Source organism: Taibaiella chishuiensis (assembly GCF_003014535.1).
Classification (GTDB): domain Bacteria; phylum Bacteroidota; class Bacteroidia; order Chitinophagales; family Chitinophagaceae; genus Taibaiella; species Taibaiella chishuiensis.
Genome location: NZ_PYGD01000001.1, coordinates 109,692 through 129,100 on the forward strand (window position 1 = coordinate 109,692; position 19,409 = coordinate 129,100).

18 protein-coding genes are annotated in these 19,409 nt (G+C 52.4%); 7 read left to right on the forward strand and 11 right to left on the reverse strand.

From position 1 onward, the window contains the following. Positions 1-106 precede the first annotated feature (106 nt). From nadB to B0I18_RS00465, 4 genes are all read left to right on the forward strand, one after another. On the forward strand, positions 107-1,705 hold the full coding sequence (nadB, locus tag B0I18_RS00455; protein WP_106520683.1) for an L-aspartate oxidase: 1,599 nt from the start codon (positions 107-109) through the stop codon (positions 1,703-1,705). Between the two features lie 91 nt (positions 1,706-1,796). Beyond that, positions 1,797-2,732, forward strand: a complete 936-nt coding sequence (locus B0I18_RS00460) for a helix-turn-helix transcriptional regulator (protein ID WP_106520684.1) — start codon at positions 1,797-1,799, stop codon at positions 2,730-2,732. 103 nt (positions 2,733-2,835) lie between these two features. Beyond that, a complete protein-coding gene (locus B0I18_RS25005) occupies positions 2,836-2,973 on the forward strand; it encodes a hypothetical protein (protein ID WP_181358275.1) in 138 nt (45 codons plus the stop codon). A gap of 72 nt (positions 2,974-3,045) precedes the next feature. Further along, complete coding sequence (locus tag B0I18_RS00465; RefSeq protein ID WP_106520685.1) at positions 3,046-4,464, forward strand: serine hydrolase domain-containing protein; 1,419 nt, start codon at positions 3,046-3,048, stop codon at positions 4,462-4,464. A 102-nt stretch (positions 4,465-4,566) separates the two neighbouring features. Here the strand turns inward: B0I18_RS00465 and B0I18_RS00470 are convergent, their stop codons facing one another. The 10 genes from B0I18_RS00470 to B0I18_RS00515 form a co-directional block, all read right to left on the reverse strand. After that, positions 4,567-5,739: a 3-hydroxyacyl-CoA dehydrogenase NAD-binding domain-containing protein gene (locus tag B0I18_RS00470; protein WP_106520686.1), complete on the reverse strand. Its 1,173-nt coding sequence runs from the start codon at positions 5,737-5,739 to the stop codon at positions 4,567-4,569. 71 nt (positions 5,740-5,810) lie between these two features. Further along, entirely contained in the window at positions 5,811-6,347 is a 537-nt protein-coding gene (dcd, locus tag B0I18_RS00475; RefSeq protein ID WP_106520687.1) for a dCTP deaminase, read from the reverse strand. 90 nt (positions 6,348-6,437) lie between these two features. Continuing rightward, entirely contained in the window at positions 6,438-6,956 is a 519-nt protein-coding gene (locus B0I18_RS00480) for a hypothetical protein (RefSeq protein ID WP_106520688.1), read from the reverse strand. A 55-nt stretch (positions 6,957-7,011) separates the two neighbouring features. Next, entirely contained in the window at positions 7,012-7,623 is a 612-nt protein-coding gene (locus B0I18_RS00485; RefSeq protein ID WP_106520689.1) for a hypothetical protein, read from the reverse strand. A 57-nt stretch (positions 7,624-7,680) separates the two neighbouring features. After that, on the reverse strand, positions 7,681-9,195 hold the full coding sequence (locus B0I18_RS00490) for a T9SS type A sorting domain-containing protein (RefSeq protein ID WP_181358276.1): 1,515 nt from the start codon (positions 9,193-9,195) through the stop codon (positions 7,681-7,683). 109 nt (positions 9,196-9,304) lie between these two features. Further along, a complete protein-coding gene (locus tag B0I18_RS00495; RefSeq protein WP_181358277.1) occupies positions 9,305-9,895 on the reverse strand; it encodes a GNAT family N-acetyltransferase in 591 nt (196 codons plus the stop codon). A gap of 95 nt (positions 9,896-9,990) precedes the next feature. Further along, entirely contained in the window at positions 9,991-10,770 is a 780-nt protein-coding gene (locus tag B0I18_RS00500; protein WP_106520692.1) for a (Fe-S)-binding protein, read from the reverse strand. A 51-nt stretch (positions 10,771-10,821) separates the two neighbouring features. Further along, positions 10,822-11,265 (reverse strand): hypothetical protein, encoded by a 444-nt coding sequence (locus B0I18_RS00505; protein ID WP_106520693.1) that lies wholly within the window; start codon positions 11,263-11,265, stop codon positions 10,822-10,824. A 44-nt stretch (positions 11,266-11,309) separates the two neighbouring features. Next, a complete protein-coding gene (locus B0I18_RS00510; protein ID WP_106520694.1) occupies positions 11,310-12,635 on the reverse strand; it encodes a 4Fe-4S dicluster domain-containing protein in 1,326 nt (441 codons plus the stop codon). 266 nt (positions 12,636-12,901) lie between these two features. Beyond that, positions 12,902-14,257 carry an FAD-dependent oxidoreductase gene (locus B0I18_RS00515; RefSeq protein ID WP_106520695.1) on the reverse strand — a complete coding sequence of 452 codons (1,356 nt, stop codon included), beginning with the start codon at positions 14,255-14,257 and terminating at the stop codon, positions 12,902-12,904. A 109-nt stretch (positions 14,258-14,366) separates the two neighbouring features. Here B0I18_RS00515 and B0I18_RS00520 point away from each other — a divergent pair, with 109 nt between their 5' ends. Continuing rightward, positions 14,367-14,840 carry a hypothetical protein gene (locus B0I18_RS00520; RefSeq protein WP_106520696.1) on the forward strand — a complete coding sequence of 158 codons (474 nt, stop codon included), beginning with the start codon at positions 14,367-14,369 and terminating at the stop codon, positions 14,838-14,840. A 135-nt stretch (positions 14,841-14,975) separates the two neighbouring features. Here the strand turns inward: B0I18_RS00520 and nadA are convergent, their stop codons facing one another. Continuing rightward, entirely contained in the window at positions 14,976-15,983 is a 1,008-nt protein-coding gene (gene nadA, locus B0I18_RS00525; protein WP_106520697.1) for a quinolinate synthase NadA, read from the reverse strand. A 163-nt stretch (positions 15,984-16,146) separates the two neighbouring features. Here nadA and B0I18_RS00530 point away from each other — a divergent pair, with 163 nt between their 5' ends. Both B0I18_RS00530 and B0I18_RS00535 read left to right on the forward strand, forming a co-directional pair. Beyond that, the gene (locus B0I18_RS00530; RefSeq protein ID WP_106520698.1) at positions 16,147-16,893 is read left to right on the forward strand and encodes a YqjF family protein; all 747 of its coding nucleotides are present in this window, start codon (positions 16,147-16,149) and stop codon (positions 16,891-16,893) included. 143 nt (positions 16,894-17,036) lie between these two features. Next, positions 17,037-18,836, forward strand: coding sequence for an AMP-dependent synthetase/ligase (locus B0I18_RS00535; protein ID WP_106520699.1), 1,800 nt, complete (start codon positions 17,037-17,039; stop codon positions 18,834-18,836). The last annotated feature ends 573 nt before the right edge of the window (positions 18,837-19,409 follow it).

Here is a 19,409-nt window from a genome sequence, read left to right on the forward strand (position 1 = left end):
GGGCTATTGTAAAACAATTGTCAAGAATAGGGGCAGCGAAAGGGAATAGCCTATATTCGCAGGTGCAAACCCCTTGCGGGCTCCGAATTACCCTAGCATTCAGCTTATGCCACAAACAGATTTCCTCGTCATCGGCTCCGGTATTGCCGGTCTTACTTTTGCCGTAAAAACAGCGCAACAATTTCCCGACAAGACCATTACGATCCTTACCAAGGCCTATGCCGACGAGACCAATACCAAGTACGCACAGGGTGGCATTGCCGTAGTGAACGATGATGAGCATGATAGTTTTGACAAACACATCAGCGATACGCTGATTGCCGGCGACGGTCTCTGCAACGAAGATATTGTACGCGCCGTAGTAACCGAAGGCCGCGACCGCGTGGATGAGATCATCAACTGGGGTACTAATTTCGATAAGGATACCGATGGCGAATACCTGCGGGGTAAAGAGGGCGGCCATTCCGAATTCCGCATCCTGCATTTCAAAGATATTACCGGCTTCGAGATCGAACGCTCACTACTGGCGGAGGCTGCCAAATATCCCAATATCGTGATGAACAACCACTGGTTCGTGGTCGACATCATTACCCAGCACCACCTCGGGTACCTGGTTTCCAAATCGACGGTAGGCATAGAATGTTATGGCGTATATGTGCTCAATATGCAATCGGGCGAGATCGAGCAACTGCTGGCCAAATTAACGCTGATGGCCTCGGGCGGCTGCGGCCAGGTATACCGTACCACCACCAACCCCCGCATTGCAACCGGCGACGGTATTGCCATGGTATACCGGGCCAAGGGCCGGATCGAGAATATGGAATTTATCCAGTTCCATCCCACGGCTTTATACGAAGCCGGCGTAAGCCCTTCGTTTCTTATTACCGAAGCGGTACGCGGCGATGGCGGCATACTGCGCAATAAGGAAGGCGAAGCCTTTATGGAACGGTACGACCCGAGGAAGGACCTGGCGCCGAGGGACATTGTAGCCCGTGCGATCGACAGCGAGATGAAACGTACCGGTACAGAACATGTGTATCTCGATTGCCGGCATATGGATAAAGAAAAGTTTCTCCACCATTTTCCCAATATCTACGAACGTTGCCTGAAATCGGGCATCGACGCGCTTACCCAGCTGATACCCGTAGCGCCAGCCGCACACTACTCCTGCGGTGGTATTAAAGTAGACGAGTATGGCCGCACTTCGATCCGTAACCTGTATGCCTGCGGCGAATGTTCGAGCACCGGCCTGCATGGCGCCAACCGGCTGGCCAGCAATTCCCTGCTCGAAGCCCTGGTGTTTGCCCACCGCTGCCACGAAGATTCCAGCCGCGCCATCGGGAGCATCGGCTTCCGGGAAGGCATACCCGAATGGGATGCAGCCGGCACTACCAAACCCAAAGAAATGATCCTGATTACCCAAAGCCTGAAAGAGCTGCAATCGGTAATGAGCGACTACGTGGGTATTGTACGTAACGATGTACGCCTGGCGCGTGCTATGCGCCGCCTCGACCTGCTGCACGAAGAGACTGAACGCCTGTATGAAGCCAGTACCCTGTCGCCGCAACTGGCCGAACTGCGCAACCTGATCACGATCGGTTACCTGATCGTAAAAGGCGCCCAGTTCCGCAAAGAAAGCAGGGGCCTGCATTTCAACACCGACTACCCGCAACACAGCCGCCGGATCGAAAACATCGTATTGTAAGCATACCTACCCGGAAGGGGGGAGAAAAGAGAGCCGGAGAACAGATAAATTTGTGAACAGGGAAAAGGCCGCGTGCCGTATCCTGTAAAATTTGTCTTTACCGGCTCACATACCGCCCCGCCGCGAAAGCGCCGCCGGTCCGCTCTTCTACGAGAAGGACCAGGCCATCCTGAGGTTTGGCAACGAGGCCAACCAGCTCAAAGTATCTTCACTCAGCGACTTTCACCGGCCGGTAGACTCATCCGGTTTTGCAATAAAGTTTGTAACCGAAGGTTGCGAAAATTATACCATCAACAAACAGGTGTTTGCGGTGCAAGCCGGCAGTTATCTCCTGTTGAACGGTGAGAAAGAGGCCAGGGTGGCCATAACCAGCAAAGAGAACGTAAAGGGCATTTGTATCCATATTGCCACTGCCGTGATCACAGAAGCCATAGGCAGTGTGGTACGCCCCGATACCGCCTGGCCCGACCCGGCGCTGGCCGCGTTCTTCTATACCGATCATTTTCTCGAAAACCAATACCAGGCGGCCCATACCCTGCTGGGCAGGCAACTGGCCACGCTTGGCAGCCGTATACAAAAAAGCCAGCTCAGCGCCGGCGATATCCACAACGGTTTATTCTTTTCGCTGGCCGAGACCCTGATCGCAGACCAAACCGCCGTTTTCAGACAGCTACAGTCGGTTACTGCTTTAAAAACCGATACCAAAAGAGATCTTTGCCGCCGCCTGCTCCGGGGCAGGGAGTTTATCGACGCCAGCTTTACGCTGCCGCTCAGCATCGCACAAATAGCGCGGGAAGCCGCCATGTCTGAATTTCATTTCTTCCGGCTTTTCAAAGGCGTATTCGGCATATCCCCGCATCAATACATCCTTACCAAACGGCTGGAAGCGGCCAGGGGCCTGCTGCGTAAGCACCATGCGGTTGGCGACGCAGCCCTCGCATGCGGCTTCGCCGACATCTTCGCGTTCAGCAAAGCCTTCAAGAAACATTACGGCATTTCCCCTTCTTCCTGTACCCTGGAGAAATAGCAGGTTTTGACAAATACCTACAGCTTTGTTTGCCCATTTTTACACCGGCAAACAAGGAATGGCGTACGCTCCAATCACAAGGACACGATAAAAAACGACCGGTATGGCACACAAGAAAAACGAAAGAGACGCATGGATTTTAAAAGTCCTGATCCCCCTGGCCCTCTTGCTCAGCGCGGTATACCTGCTGTTATGGGGATACCGCTTCGGGCGCTGGCTGCATCAGTTACTAAACGGCTAAGACCCGATCCTGGATACCAGGATCCCCGGCATATAGCCAGTCATACACCGATTCAAATAAATACCTCATCACATGAAAACAACAAACAAATACTACTACAGCCTGCTGGCCTGCCTCCTGCTCAGTATCCCATTGAAGGCGCAGGTACCGGCAGCACTCGACAACCTGCTGCGCCATACGCTCGACAGTATGCGCATGGTAACCAGGGCCAAATCATTGAGCGCCGCGATCCAGTTCGCCGACGGCCAAACCTGGTCTTATGCCAAAGGCATCTCCTCGGTGGCGCCACCGGCCGATGTAACACCGGCCGATGCCTACCTGATCGGCAGTGTTACCAAAACCATTACCTCGGCCTGCATCCTGCAGCTGGCCGGCGAAGGCGCACTTAACCTCGACGACAGCCTGCACCGCTGGCTCGACACGATTCCTTATGTGAATCCCAATATTACTATCAGGCAGCTGCTGCAACATACCAGCGGCCTGTTCGATGTGCTGGCCCACCCGCATCACCAGGATTCCATGCTGGCCGACATAACCAGGGTATGGACCGCCCAGGAGCTCGTAGCGCGGTTTATGCTGCCGCCACCCGCCCAGCCCGGCGCCACCTGGGCCTATTGCAATACCAATTATTTTTTGCTGGGTATGATTATCGAAAAGATAACGGGCAATCCTTTTTACACCGAACTGCGTAACCGGTTTTTCGGACCGATGGGGTTCAATAGCTTTGCCATACCGGCCTTCGAGCCGCTTAACGCCCCCGTGGCTCACCTCTGGCTCGACATTACCGGCGATAACATAACCGACGATGCACATAATTTTTACATGAGCTACAAAGCCCTCAACTCCTCGGCAGGCGCGGCGGGCGGCTATTTTGCAACAGCTGCCGACTGCTCCCGCTGGATGCGGAGTTATATGCGGGGCGACCTGGTATCGCCGGCCCTGATGGCCCAAGCCCGCACCACGGTTAATGCACCGGGGTCGCAGGGCGGCTTATACGGCTTAGGCCTGATGAAAAACCTAAGCGACTTCCTGGGCCTCGAAGCTTACGGCCATGGTGGCGACCTGGCCTACCATGCATCCTCCTGGTACTTCCCTGCCAAGGACGCCAGCATATCCGTACTCACCAACGATAACAATGTAAACTCCTGGGCGCTGATACCGGTAGTGCGGGAGCTCTTACGCAGTTATAGCAATTTCGACCCGACAACGATAAACGCACCAACGGCAGCAGACCTGCGTATCCGTGTCTACCCCAACCCTTTTGACCAATACCTCAGGATAAGCCTGCAACCCGGCAATACTGCCACCCGCTTCGAGGCTACGCTCTGCGACTTACCAGGCAGAACCATAGCCCGTAAAGCGATAGACCAGCGATCAGCCAACAGGCTATCCGCAACCCTGGAAACACCAGGCATACTACCTCCGGGCCTGTACTGGCTTACGATCCGGGCAGACGGCCGGACCGTTCAAACCTTTAAACTCCTGCGGTAACCTGTTTTTTCATACGCAAAACAAGAGCCCCTTCCCGGTACCGGGAGGGGGCTCGCTTATAAAGTTGCGGCGCAGAAGACGCCATGAAATACAGGGTTGTGTTTAGGCAAAAAAACGTTTGCCTTCGCGACCCATTTTACGCAGCAATGCGCTGGCGCGGTAGCGGTCTTCGCGATAGGTATCGTACAGGGTATCCAGGCCGGCAAGCACATAATCGGCGCCCAATTCGTCGCACCAGTGCAACAGGCCTTTAGGATAGTTTACGCCTTTGGTCATAGCCAGTTCGATATCTTCTGCCGAGGCGATCTGCCACTGCAGGGCATCCACGGCTTCGTTGATCAACATAAACAGGATACGTTCGGCTATTTTACGACCTGCCTGTTCGTCCTGTACCGCCGCGGGCATTGTTGCCCCTTCGCTGTAGTCGTAAAAACCCCGGCCCGATTTGCGGCCCAGCCAGCCGGCTTCCAGCAGGCGTTTTTGCGAGAAGGCCGGTTTGTACCTCGGATCGAAAAAGAAAGAAGTAAACACCGTTTCGGTAACCACGTAGTTTACATCATGGCCGATATAATCCATCAGGGTAAAGGGCCCCATTTTAAAGCCGGCAAGCCCCGTCATGGCCCAGTCGATGGTAGCCATATCAGCGATGCCTTCTTCATAGATCCGCAGGGCTTCGCCGTAGAAAGGCCTGGCCACACGGTTTACGATAAAGCCCGGCGTGTCTTTGGTCAATACCGGCGCTTTGCCCCATTGTAACAATAAAGTCTTGATCTGCTCCGGCAATGCGGCTGCGGTTTGTATGGCCGGGATCACTTCCACCAGGGCCATGAGCGGTGCAGGATTAAAAAAGTGGATGCCCATAACGCGCGCCGGTTTGCTGCAGGCCGCAGCAATAGAGGCGAGAGACAGCGAAGAGGTATTGGAAGCAAGGATACAATCCTCCCGGACAATAGCCTCCAGTGCGGCAAATACCTTTTTCTTGACGTCTATATTTTCGACGATGGCTTCGATAATAAGACCACAATCCGCGAAAGCAGCCATATCGGCCGCAAAGCTGCACCGGTCCAGTATTTCGGAGGCATTGGCAATCTTGCCTTTTTCCTGCAGTTTGTTCAAAGTAGCGGTCAGGCCGGCTTTACTTTTGTCGAGTGCCGCGGGATTGGTATCGAAAATGACCACCTGGTGGCCCGCGGTAGCCGCCACCTGTGCGATACCGCTGCCCATAGCGCCGCCGCCTACAACGCCTACGGAGAATTTATGCTGATCTGCTTGCATGCTGTTTTTTTGTTGTCGGCAAAAATAAAAAAATCCCGCAGGTCTGCGGGATTTCAGGGGCAATTAGTTCTTTAGAATTTATTCTTCCACATCATGCTTTCCACGGGGCGTACCGTACGCTCGGTGTATTTGGCATTCTGCTTGGTATTGTATTTGTTTTCCACCTCGCCGTCTACCGGGAAGTAGATGAGCTGACCTACCGGCATACCGGCGTAGATACGTACGGGGTGCACACAGGAGATCTCGAGGGTCCAGGTATTGCAGAAGCCCACATCGCCTTTACCCGCCGTAGCATGAATATCGATACCCAGGCGCCCGGTCGACGATTTGCCTTCGAGAAAAGGTACATGGGCATGCGTTTCGGTATACTCTTCCGTTACGCCCAGGTACAGGGTGCCGGGTTGCAGGATATAACCTTCTTCGGGGATTTCGAAATGCTCGATCTCGTTATGTTTCTTGGCATCAAGTACGCCGTCGCGGTACACTGCCAGGTGTTTGCCCAGGTGCACATCGTAGGAATTGCTGCCTAAATATTGCCGGTCGTACGGCTCGATAACAATAGTACCTTTCTGGATTTCCTCCAGTATACGTTTGTCGGAAAGGATCATTTTCTTTTATTTGAATCTACGGGTATGAGATCGGGCGGCAAAAATATAAAATCAGATCATATCCTTTCCTATTATTTTATCGCCGGTCCTTTAATTATCGGCCGGCAGCTGTACCCTGTTTTTTAGCCAGCTGAAACCCAGGGGCTGCAGCCAGTTGCGGAACATATCGGCCTTGGTGGCTACCAGGTTGTTGAACAGGAGGGTTTCGCCGTTTATATAACCTTTATCGATCGCATATTGCACCTGGCCCATAGGCAATACCTCGGGCTGGCCTTTTACCAGGAAGGTGATGGACAGGCGGTCGAACAGGTTTACATCGTACTGCCGTTCGATGCTTTTAATGATCCTTACCGAACTATCGGTGCTGCAACCGCTTACGGCTACTTCCGTTTCGTCGGCCATCATTACGATAAAGCGGCGAAAAAGCAGGCGGGCCCAGCCTTTAACCGGTGCGCCATGCGCCTGCCACTGGGCGTAGAACTGGAATAGTTGTTCGTTGATCTCCAATTCCTCTTTTTCGCTGAAGGGGCGGCTGCCCTGGTATATCCAAACCCGCGAGTCGTCCGAAAAACCGGCCGGTACAAGCGGGGTCAAGTCATAATTTGTCATGCTGCAAAGTTACGTTAAATAAGAAGAAGCCTGTTTATCGTGCTATATGTCTAAACTATCGGGACAATTTTTGATGCTGCACTTCAGGTGAGGCATCACGGATCCAATTTTTCAGCGCTTTTTCCATATGCCTGCGCAGCCGTGCCGGTGGCACCATCATCAGCGTGTTGTTGGCAAAGTGGCTATTGAGCAGGATGCGGCCTTCGTCGGCGATCAGCACCAGCACTTCGCGCATATCGCCCGACCTTGAGGAAACGGGCGTACTGACGATCTGGAAAATGTCCCCGCTCATCGGGTGGGTAATTACGGCCACCTGTTGCGCCCGGAGAAAAGCGGCTATCAGCTCGCGGCTGCGGCGCCTATCGAGACCGGTATATAAGGTTGCAAACCGGAGCGTAGCGCCGTAGCGCGACAGGCCGGCCAGGGTAATGATGGTAAATATAAGGGGCAATACGCCCATATAGTAGCGGCGATGATCTGCAGGATCGCCTGCGCCCCATATCCGGGCCAGGCTAAAACCGTATAAAGCCAGCAAGGGCACTATCCAGGCCAGCAGCGGCACCAGCAGGCGGCGCCGGAGCGGGTAATGCAGTTTCTTTTTTATAAAATCGAGATCTTCATAAACGCCGGCGCTCCGGGGACCGTCGTTTAAATAATGTTGCGTCATAGCGTGGCTTTAAATATTCATGATTGGCGGCGTTTGCAGTGGTGTGCCTGGTTCACTCTACCTGCGGATAACGACTTTGCCGCTACCGGAGCCGGAAGGTCCCCATAACCGGAAACCGTAGATACCATCCGGTAAGTTGCCGGTAGTGATTAGCGTGCGGGAACCGCTTATCTTTTGGGTAATCATCCTGCGTCCGCAAATATCGTATACTTCGAAGATAAAATTGTCAGCGGGTAAAGCCTCCGGTAGTTCCAGGTAAAACTGTGTGGCAGCAGGGTTGGGGAACAACCGGAATGTTATGGCCTGTGCAGCAACCGCCCCGGCTATACCCAGGGCATTATTGTTATCGCAGGGCACCTGGCCTGCCTTGCCGGCAGCCTCCAGCTTGCTGCGCGTTACCGGTATATGAATACCTGTAATACCCCCACTCTCCATGGAGATTTCGCCCAGCCCGTTTTTGTAATAACTTTTAGGCAGGACAGGCTCTACAGCTCCGCCCTCCAATTGCCCGTTAGCAAATATCACATCCGTTTCAAAACCATAAGCCGCAGAACGGTAACAGAACGTAGAATCGCCGGGCCAGTAATAACAGTATTTCCCATTAAACCATTCTTCCGGCATTTTAACCGTATCGCTCAACAAGGCATCCTCACCGATGTTCAGGGTGTCCAAACCGCTTCCGGCCGTAGGGTAAGGCGGCGCATTGCCCGGGTAGACCGTTCCGGAACTGGTATAAGCCCGGGTATAGGCAATACCGCTACCAGTTACCTGCTTCGCCGTTATCTCGAAGCGGGTGTTCTTGAACGAATATTGATTGACGTCGAAAGCGACATACCGGTTATCGCGGAACACATCGCCGGTATTAAAATCATAGATCTTATGCCGGTAGGCAGGCACGAAATTAATGCGCCGGAAAACCAGCAAAGCCGGGTTCAGTACTCCTCCCCCATTTACCTGCTTGAAATAACAGTCGAAAAAACTATTAAAAACCTTGCCTGGTGCATGATAAGGAAACAGATAAAGATCGGCTGCCTGCAGCCAGCCCTGCTCGCGGCCTAGGAGCAGTTCCAGGTGATGCAAGGGGTCGGTGCTCAAAACCGAAGTGCCGCTCCAGGCAGTAAGCCGGATGGTTTTTACCGAATCGGTTACGCCGTTTACCGTCATCGTATCCCAGGCCGTAACCGTGGCTTCGTAGTAGACAGCCGTACTATCGCGGAAAAAGATCCAGGATTCGTTTAATAATGCGTCGTTTTTTATACGGATCGTATCGCCCCAGGTATTGGGTATATAGGTAAAGCCGCCGGGTGTTTCTATAATCTCTTTGCCCAGCCAGCTGCCACCGGTTGTATCTGCTTGTAAAGGTCCGCTCCCATAGGACAGCCTCGCCCTCCGGAACGGGTAATGTACCGTATTGCCATCAATTATTTTAGTAGAGTCTATACGCATGCCCCGCAGGTAACCGGCTGCGTTCGTGAAGTATACTTTTTGCCCCGGTGCCACGCAGGCGTAGTGCTGCGCCCGCATCACATACCCGGATAGCACAACCAGTATAAACAATAAAAAGTACTTCATTTTCGACATATTTACCCATAAATGTAAATAATCAAAAACTTAAAATCGAGTCATACAAGGGATTATTTATAACAGGGATTATGAGGAGTATCTGCCTGTTACGGCGGTATTACCAACCGGTATTGTACCGGGCAAACAATCCGGCTTTAAGCTCGGGCCATTCCTCTTTCAGGATGCTGTAATAAACCGTATTGCGCAGGCTGCCGTCGGGGTTGACCATATGGTGGCGGAAGATGCCTTCGAAACGGCCGCCGATACTTTCGATCGCCCGGCGGGAACGCGTATTATCCTCGTTGGTCTTGATCTCTACCCGGTTCATCTCCATCACGCTGAAAGCATGTTCGAGCATCAGGTATTTCATGGCTTTATTGAGCCCGGTACCCTGAAAGGCGCTGCCGATCCAGGTCCAACCGATCTCTACCCGCTTGTGCCGCAACTCCAGGTTGCCAAACCGGGTAGCGCCCGCAATGGCGTCCTGCTGTTTATCGATCACTACAAAAGGTATGCATTTGCCGGCCTCCCGGTCTTGTATGCCTTCGGTTACAAACCGCAACAGGTCGTCTTCATTGCCGATAACGGCGCTCATATAACGGTAAAGCTCCGGCTCGCCAAGGGCCAGGGGCGCGAGCAGGGCTACATCGCTCAGCTGCATGGGACGCAGCAAGGCCCGCCTGTTTTCAAGGGTGGGACTGAAGTTCATAGGGATAAGGTGTGGGTAACAAGAACATAAGCCTGACGGGTTAAGGATCAGGCTTATGTGTTCTTCTAATTCTGGCATTTATAGCTAGGCGATGATCAGGCCAGCGACTGGGCCACCATTTCGGCGATATCCAGTACCTGTACATGATCTTCCTGTTCCTTGTTCTTCACACCGTCCAGCAACATCGTGGTACAGAAAGGGCAGTTGGCGGCAATTACGGTAGCACCGGTGGCCAGGGCCTCCTCGGAGCGTTCGATATTGATCCTTTTATCGCCGGGCTCATCTTCTTTAAACATCTGGGCACCGCCCGCACCGCAGCAAAGACCGTTGGTCTTGCAGCGTTTCATCTCTACCAGCTCCACATCGAGCGCTTCCAGCACGGCGCGGGGCGCTTCGTAAATCTGGTTGGCCCGGCCCAGGTAACAGCTGTCGTGATAGGTGATCCTGCGGCCTTTAAATGCGCCGCCTTCCTTCATCACGATCTTGCCTTCGCCGATCAGCTGGTTGATGAAGGTGGTATGATGGATCACTTCATATTGGCCGCCCAGGGCAGGATATTCGTTTTTCAGGATATTGAAACAATGCGGACAAGCGGTTACGATCTTCTTGATATTATAACCGTTCAGCAGCTGGATATTGTTATAAGCCATCATCTGGAACAGGAACTCGTTACCCGAGCGCCGTGCCGGATCGCCGGTACACATTTCCTCTTTACCTAAAATGGCGAACTGAACGCCTACTTTATCCAGGATCTGGGCAAAGGCTTTGGTAATACGTTGCGCGCGCTGGTCAAAGCTGCCGGCACATCCTACCCAAAACAGGACTTCCGGTTCCGTACCTTCGGCCATGTATTCGGCCATTGTTTTTATCTGCATAAAATCTTCTTCTTTTGGTTGTTCCGGCTGCAGCCGGAGAAAAACGTCAACTTACAAACTCGTTACTGTTGTCTGCCATTCGCCCTGGTGATTGGAACGTTGGGTAACGACGTATATCATTTTCCCGCTTACCACATCGTAGTGCAATACCCAGCTATTGGGCAAGCCGGGATAAGGCTGCTGGTATAAGGCCGTATCGTTCGTGGTACCCATATAGGCCAGCGACTGCGATGCCATACCATTGTTTTCCAACACCACACGGATCGTATCCGGCCCTCCGCTTATCGTCATATGCCCGGTGTACGTGGTATCCGTGCTGTGCCCGATAGGACCATCCGGGCCCATCGGCGCAGTGTATTGATCCCTGATCTGCACATTATAGACACCAGGGTCGATAACGGGCTCCTTCACCGGAACGGGAACCGGGGTATCCGGATCCGAATGACAACCAGCAAATATACCGGCAGCAATCACGAGTAAAAAACCTTTTTTCATGGCTATCCTTTATTGCCCGATAATCATCATTTACTATACAGCCTTCAGGATGCAGCCAGCTCTTCAGCCCATTTGTCGCGGTCATCAGGACTGAACTTCCAGGGCGCCATATTATTTTCGATATTGCTGAACATGCTGTTCCATTCCTGTGGCGCATTACTTTCTTCCATAACCAGGTTACGGCGCAGGTCCAGGATAATGGACAGCGGGTCGATGCTTACCGGGCAGGCTTCCACACAAGCGTTACAGGAGGTACAAGCCCTCAGTTCTTCGGTGGTAATATAATCGTGCAACAGCGACTTGCCGTCGTCTACAAAAGTCTTGTTCTTATCGATATTTTTACCCACTTCTTCCATACGGTCGCGGGTATCCATCATAATCTTACGCGGCGACAGCTTTTTGCCGGTCATATTGGCCGGGCAATTGGCGGTACAACGGCCACATTCCGTACAGGAGTAGGCATCCATCAGGCTCTTCCAGCTCAGGTCGGTTATGTCTTTGGCGCCGAAACGGTGCGGTTCGGCCGCAGCGGCATCTGCCGGCGCTTTATCCGGCTCCATCATATACAATACCTCGTTCTGGATCTCGGGCATGTTTACCATTTTGCCCTGGGGCACCAGTTTGGCATAATAAGCATTGGGGAAAGCCAGTACGATATGCAGGTGTTTACTGTAAGGCAGGTAGTTGAGGAAGGCGAATATACCGGCAATGTGCAACCACCAGCAGGTACGCTCGAGCAGGACCAGGCCGGTTTCGCTCATACCGGAAAACAAAGGTGCGATAAGCCCCGAAACCCAGAAAGCGCCGGTATCCTGGTAGTGATGCGCCCCCAGTTGCTGCAGGTTATAGTCTGCGGCATTCATGGTGAGCAGCAGCGCCATCAGCACCACCTCGGTAGTCAGGATGAGGTTGGCATCGGTTTTGGGCCAGCCGTCGAGCTCGCTTTGGTTCAGCCTTTTCAGCTTCAGTATATTACGGCGGATTAAAAAGATAACACAGGAAACCAGTACCAGCGCGGCCAGGATCTCGAAAAAGCCGACCAGCACATTGTACAGCCCACCGATATAAGGGGCGAACAGGCGGTGTGTACCCAGGATACCATCCAGGATGATTTCGAGGATCTCGATATTGATGATCACGAAACCGGCATACACAAAAAAGTGCAGGATAGCCGGCGTCATGCGTTTAAACATTTTTTTCTGACCAAAAGCCAGCAGCAGTACATTCTTCCAACGGGCCGAGGGATTGTCTTTTATCTCCAGGTCTTTACCCAGGTTGATGTTACGCCTTATCTCCCGCACCTTACGGACAAAAAGAAACGTTGCCGCAACGGCAAGAAGGACGAAAAGGATCTGCTGAACAATTTGCATGGTTTATATTTTTTAACGCTTAGCCTGGTCACACCCTGCCAGCGTCACAACAGGGCGGACAGATAACGGATCACGAAAATGAACGGTTATTCATTTTTATTTTCTCAGTGCGAAAATACGCTGTTTACTGTAAAAAATACAGAAATGTCATGATTTTGTAAAAAACGGGGAAGGCTTTTGCAACAAAACCTTCCCCGCTACGCCTATGGTAAGTTACCACTCACTTCGACTCTGTTGTTCCGTATTTTATATACGGCGCCTGCCGGTTATACCGTGGCCTCGTATTCATGCAACCATTGCTCTACCTGCGCGGCATACTCCGGTTGTTCTATATTCGTAAAGAAGTCGCCGCCGGCCATAATCCTGCCCAGCAGTACATCCTGCGCTTTGGTGCAATGCAGGGCATAAGCATAGGGCGTATGACTGAAGGATACCATTTCGTATACCGAGTTGAAACGGCCGGCATAACGGCGTCCCAGCTCTTTTTCGATCTTTTTCCTTTCGAGGAATACCGGGTCGGCTACCTTATCGCGCATTTCGATAAAATTGTTGAGCGCCAGGTCGGCTACCGCATCGGCATTGGGTTTACGCTGCTGCTCCAATTCGCGCAGTATCGTTTCCCAGTCTTCGCCATGCTCCTCCATAAGGGCTTCCAGTACCGAGCAGTCTTCGAAACCGGCATTCATACCCTGCCCGTAAAACGGCACGATGGCATGTGCCGCATCGCCGATCAGGCAGCTGCGGTCGGCATTGCGCCAGGGGAAGATTTTGGTAGTGATGAGCGAGGATACCGGGTTATGCATAAAATCGTGTACCAACGTAGGCATCAGGTCGATCGCATCGGGAAACTGCGCCTGGAAGAAGGCCTGTACTTCGGCTTCGGTTTTGAGCGCAGCAAAGGACGGATTGCCTTCGAAGGGGAAGAACAGGGTACAGGTAAAGCTGCCGTCAGTATTGGGCAGGGCAATCATCATATAATTATGCCGCGGCCAGATATGCAGGGCATTCTTCTCGATCTGCCAGGCGCCATTGGGCCCCGCAGGGATATTGAGCTCTTTATAGCCCGCTTCGATATAAAACTGGGAGAAATTGGTACGGTCGGTAAACGACATCGCGGTACGCAGGGCCGAGAACGCGCCATCAGCACCAAACAACAGGTCGCAGGTTATGGCCTGCTCGCTGCCGTCTTCCTGTTGTATAAAAATGGTATTGGCCGCCACATCGACCCGGCTGCAACGCTGGTTGAACAGGATCCTGGCGCCATGCTGTTCGGCCAGGTCCATCAGCTTTTTATTGAGCTCGCCGCGGCTTACCGAATAGATGGCTTCTCCGTTTTTGCCATAGGCCTGGAAGGCCGAGGAACCGTCTTCCTGGTGCAGGAAACGTCCGGGCATAGGGATGGCAATGGCTTCGATGTCTTCGCGCAGACCGGCCAATTCAAGGGCTTTCCAGCCGCGGTTGCTCATCGCCAGGTTAATGGACCGGCCCGCCCCGATAGTTTCTTTACGCATGTCCGGACGACGTTCGTAAATGGTCACTTCATAGCCCCTTTTGCGGAGCAGCACCGCCAATACCGAACCCACCAGACCGGCACCTAATATAGTAACAGCACGTTTGCTCATGTAGATTTCAAATTTTGCGGGCTAAGGTACAAAAATGCCGTTATTCCTGCGGAAAAAGAGAACTATATTGCAGGGACTTTGTTAGTTCAGAACATTTAAATTCAATATCATGAGTCAAAACATTGTAAGCTTCTACGACAGCCACGAACAGGCAGTAGCAGCCGTTAACCTGCTGAAGCAAAACGGGTTTAACGAAAAACATATCAGCCTGCTGGGCAAAACCGATGTAGGCGATGATCTCCAGGTAAAGGATGCCACTATCGCGGCCAAAGGCGTAGGTGTAGGCGCGCTCGTGGGTGTGCTGGCCGGCGTAGGCCTGGTAGCGGTACCCGGTATCGGCGTACTGTATGGCATCGGCGCATTAGCAGGCGCCATAGCGGGTTTCGACTTCGGTGTGATCGGCGGCACCATTGCTTCCGTACTCATGATCAATAACGCCGATGCAAAAATTGCCCAGCACTACGAAAACCAGTTGAAGGAGGGTAAGACCCTGCTGGCCTTTAAAGGCAGCAAAGAGGAGGTGCACCAAGCCCAAGCTGTACTCGAGGGCCATGGTATCCATACGGAACTGAATGTACACTAAACCAGGCTATCCTGAGATAAATATAAAAACCGGGACCTTTCCAGGACCCGGTTTTCGCATTTTATAATTTTCAGCGCCACACTTCCACAAGCGCCTCTTGTATTTTTCCTGCAGTAAGATCGTCACCAGGACTATTTACAGGCCCAGCTGCGCGCTCAGCTCCAGCATACGGTCGATCGGCTTTTTAGCCGCGAGGCGCAGCTCTTCTTCCATCGTGATCTCCGGGATCTCGTACTTCATACAGAGGTACAGTTTCTCCAGGGTATTCAGTTTCATATGCGGGCAATCGTTACAGGCACAGTTATTCTCCGGCGGTGCGGGAATAAAGGTTTTGTCGGGCGAGTTTTTCTGCATCTGGTGCAGGATACCGGTTTCTGTAGCCACGATAAAGGAGGTTGCAGGATTGACTTCCGTATACTTCAGCAGTTGCGTGGTAGAACCTACAAAATCGGAGATCTTCAGCAGCGGCTCTTCACATTCGGGGTGCGAGATCAGTTTGGCATCGGGGTGTTGCTCCTTCAGGCGGATAATTTTTTCAAGTGAAAAAATCTCGTGTACCATACAGGCGCCGTCCCACAGCACCATATTACGACCGGTCACTTTATTGATATAACCGCCCAGGTTCTTGTCCGGTGCGAAAATGATCTTCTGGTCCTGCGGCAGGCTGTCTACGATCAGCTTGGCATTAGAAGAGGTACAGATAATATCGCTCAGGGCTTTAATACCCGCGCTGCAATTGATATAGGAGATCACCAGGTGGTCGGGATGCTCCGCCTTGAATTTGGCAAAGGCTGGCGGTGGACAGCTATCGCTCAGCGAGCAGCCCGCATTCAGGTCGGGCAGCAACACTTTTTTATCGGGGTTGAGGATCTTAGCGGTTTCGGCCATAAAATGCACCCCGGCAAATACGATAATATCGGCATCGGTTTTGGCGGCTTCCTGCGCCAGGCCCAGGCTATCGCCAATATAATCGGCCACGTCCTGGATATCGGGCTCCTGGTAATAGTGCGCCAGCAGCACGGCATTTTTCTCTTTCTTTAATTTCTCTATTTCTTCAAACAGATCCAGCGTGGGGTCGATCGCAACGTCGAGAAACCCACGGCGGCCTACCTGTTGTTTTGCTGTTTCAATATCTGCAACCATGTACTTATAATTTTGTTTACCTTAGATCGGTTCCGCAGCCTTCCGTTTAGTCGGGCCATGACGAAACCGTGACACAAACTTCGCATTTTATTTCGGAAACGGATGCTAAGCCTTGTTTATATTTTACTAATGGGACTATAGGCTGCGGCGAACACCGGCCACCATGTCTTACCTCGAAACCCTGATCAATGATACCGCGCATCGCCCCTGGCCGCTACCACCCGGCAACTGGACCTATTACCAGGAGTGGAACAGGGCCCTGTTCCTGCATTGGAAAATAGACAGCGCCCTATTAATTCCCTTTTTACCCCCGGGACTTGAACCCGATACTTTTGCCGGTTCGGCCTGGATATCGCTGGTGGCCTTTACGATGGAGCAAATACGGCCGCGACAGTTGCCCGCCCTGGCTTTCCTCTCCGATTTTCACGAGCTCAACCTGCGTACCTATGTGCAGCATAGCGGTAAAAAAGGCGTTTACTTCCTGGGTATCGAAGCGCAGAAAATCCTTTCTGTACTGGTGGCCCGCAGCCTGTCGGGACTGCCCTACCGCAAAGCCAGCATCAGTCGTAAGCCTACGGCAACAGGCCAGCAATACGAAGTACAGAACCCCGGGGCGGGTACCCGGCTGCTGGTGCGTTACCGTACCGGTGCTCAATTGGATGCGAAACAGGAGCAGGACACCTGGCTTACCGAACGGTATTGCCTTTATACGGAAAAAGATACCCGCCTTTTCCGCTTCGACATACACCACGAGCCCTGGCCCTTGCAGGAAGTACAGTTGGAGCAACTGGAAACGCATTACCGCGTGGGCAGTTTCGACCTGGCCGGCCGCAAGCCCGACCTGCTGCATTACTCGCCGGGCATAAAAGTGCTGGCCTGGCATAAAACTTTAGTGTTGCAGGGTTGTTAGTTCAAGAGCGGCCGTTATCTAAAGATTTACAAAGTAAGTACTTCCCTACCCCTTTCTTTTTTGATCGTAAACCGCTATCTTTGAATGAACGTTTATTCATTTTAATAACCGGCTCCTCCGGGACGTAAAACATAAGAACAGCTATGCAACAACAGCGATTGTTTGATTTTGCAGATATACAAGCCGCAGACCGCCCGGGGGGCGTCATGCTGGCTTCGAAGATAAATGGCGTTTGGCAGACGATTTCCTGTAAGGAGGTAAAAAAACGTTCGGAGGACCTTGCCTCCGGCCTGTTGTCTTTAGGCATCCGCAACAAGGAACTCGTTCCGGAGCAACAGGAAAAAATTGCCATCTGCTCCCAAAACCGGCCCGAATGGATCATTACCGACCTGGCCGTACAACGTACCGGCGCTATCCTTACGCCTATCTACCCTACGGTAAGCCCACAGGATTTTGCCTTTATCCTCAACGAGGCCGAAGTAAAGATCATCTTCTTTGCCAGCAAAGAGTTGTACGACCGTTTCCAGCCCGCCTTTAAGGATATACCCAGCCTTAAACATATTTATACCTTCGATGAACTGCCTGGTGTCGATAACTGGAACGTACTGAAACCCACACCCGATGGCGATGCCCAACGCGATGAGGTATGCAGCCGTATTACTACCGAGACGATCGCTACTATTATTTATACCTCCGGTACCACCGGCGCACCCAAAGGCGTTATGCTTTGCCACCGCAACATCGTCAGCAATGTGGTCGACAGTGCGCCGCTGTTTCACTTTGCCCGTAAAGACGACCGGGCACTAAGCTTCCTGCCGCTCAACCATATTTTCGAAAAGATGATCACCTATGTGTACATCAAAGGCGGCCTGGGTATTTACTATGCCGAAAGTATGGATACTATCGGCGACAACCTGAAAGAGGTGCAACCCATGGTGTTTACCTGCGTACCGCGCCTGCTCGAAAAGGTATACGAAAAGATTATGGCCAAAGGCCTTGCCCTGACCGGCATCAAACGCGGCCTGTTTTTCTGGGCGGTGGAGCTGGGTAAGAAATACGATAATGTAAAAAAAGGCAGCCTGGGCTACCGCTTACAATTATGGCTGGCCAATAAACTCATCTTCAACAAATGGAGAGAAGCCCTGGGCGGCCGTGTAGAAGCGGTAGTGAGCGGTTCGGCAGCCCTGTCCGAAAAACTGATCCGTATCTTCAGCGCAGCACAGATCACGGTTATGGAAGGATACGGCCTTACCGAAACTTCGCCGGTAATCTCGGTAAACCATCTCGAAAGCGAGAACCGGCGTATCGGCACCGTTGGCCCCATCCTGAAAAATGTACAGGTAAAGCTGGCTGAAGATGGCGAGATACTTTGTAAAGGCAATAACGTAATGGTGGGGTATTATAAAAACCCGGAAGCTACAGCCAAAGAGCTGACTTCAGATGGCTGGTTCCATACCGGCGATATCGGCGTATGGGTAGAAGAGCGGTTCCTGAAGATCACCGACCGTAAAAAAGAAATGTTTAAAACCTCGGGTGGTAAATATGTAGCCCCACAGGCTATCGAAAACAAAATGCGCGAAAGCCCGTATATCGAGCAAATGATGGTGGTAGGCCCGGGCCGTAAATTTGTAAGTGCACTGATCGTTCCCAATTATGGCCAGATCCGCGGCAAACTGAAGGGCGAAGGCAAATCGCTACCCGATGATAATGCCGCGCTGATCAAAGAAGAGTCGGTGATCAAGCTCATCCAGCAACAGATCGATCGTTATAACCCCGAATTCGGGCATGTGGAACAGGTGAAGAAGTTTACCCTCCTGCCTTCCGAATGGACGGTAGACAATGGTATCCTTACGCCCAAGTTGTCGATACGCCGTAAAATGGTGGAAGAAAAATACAGTAAAGAAATAGAGGCCATGTATGCCGATGGCCACGAAACGGTATAAGCTAATAATCAATTACTCGAAGCATGAGCCCTGCAGTTGTCGCCTGCGGGGCTTTTTTCGTGGTTGAAATTTAGATGTCCCCGCAGGGTCTCCTGCATTGAGACCCTGCGTGAAGGAAGGACAACAGACAGCCCTTTCGCAACGTCCCTTACAGTAGCCGTCGCGACGAAATCAACTGTTGATTAAGGGCTTGCAGTGCCGCGGCAATCGCAGAAAAATCCAGATGTCCCACGCAGGGTCTCCTGCAAAGAGCCCCTGCGTGAAGGAAGGACAACAGACAGCCCCTTCGCAACGTCCCTTACAGTAGCCGTCGCGACGAAATCAAATTTAGATGTACCCGCAGGGTCTTCTGCAAAGAGACCCTGCGTGAAGGAAGGACAATAGACAGCCCCTTCGCAACGTCCCTTACAGTAGCCGTCGCGACGAAATCAACTGTTCTGTTTAATATCTCGCAGTGCCGCGGCGATCGCAGAAAAATTTAGATGCCCCCGCAGGGTCTGCTGCAAAGGGACCCTGCAGAAGGCAAGGAACAACAGACAGCCCCTTCGCAACGTCCCTTCGCAGGAGACGTCG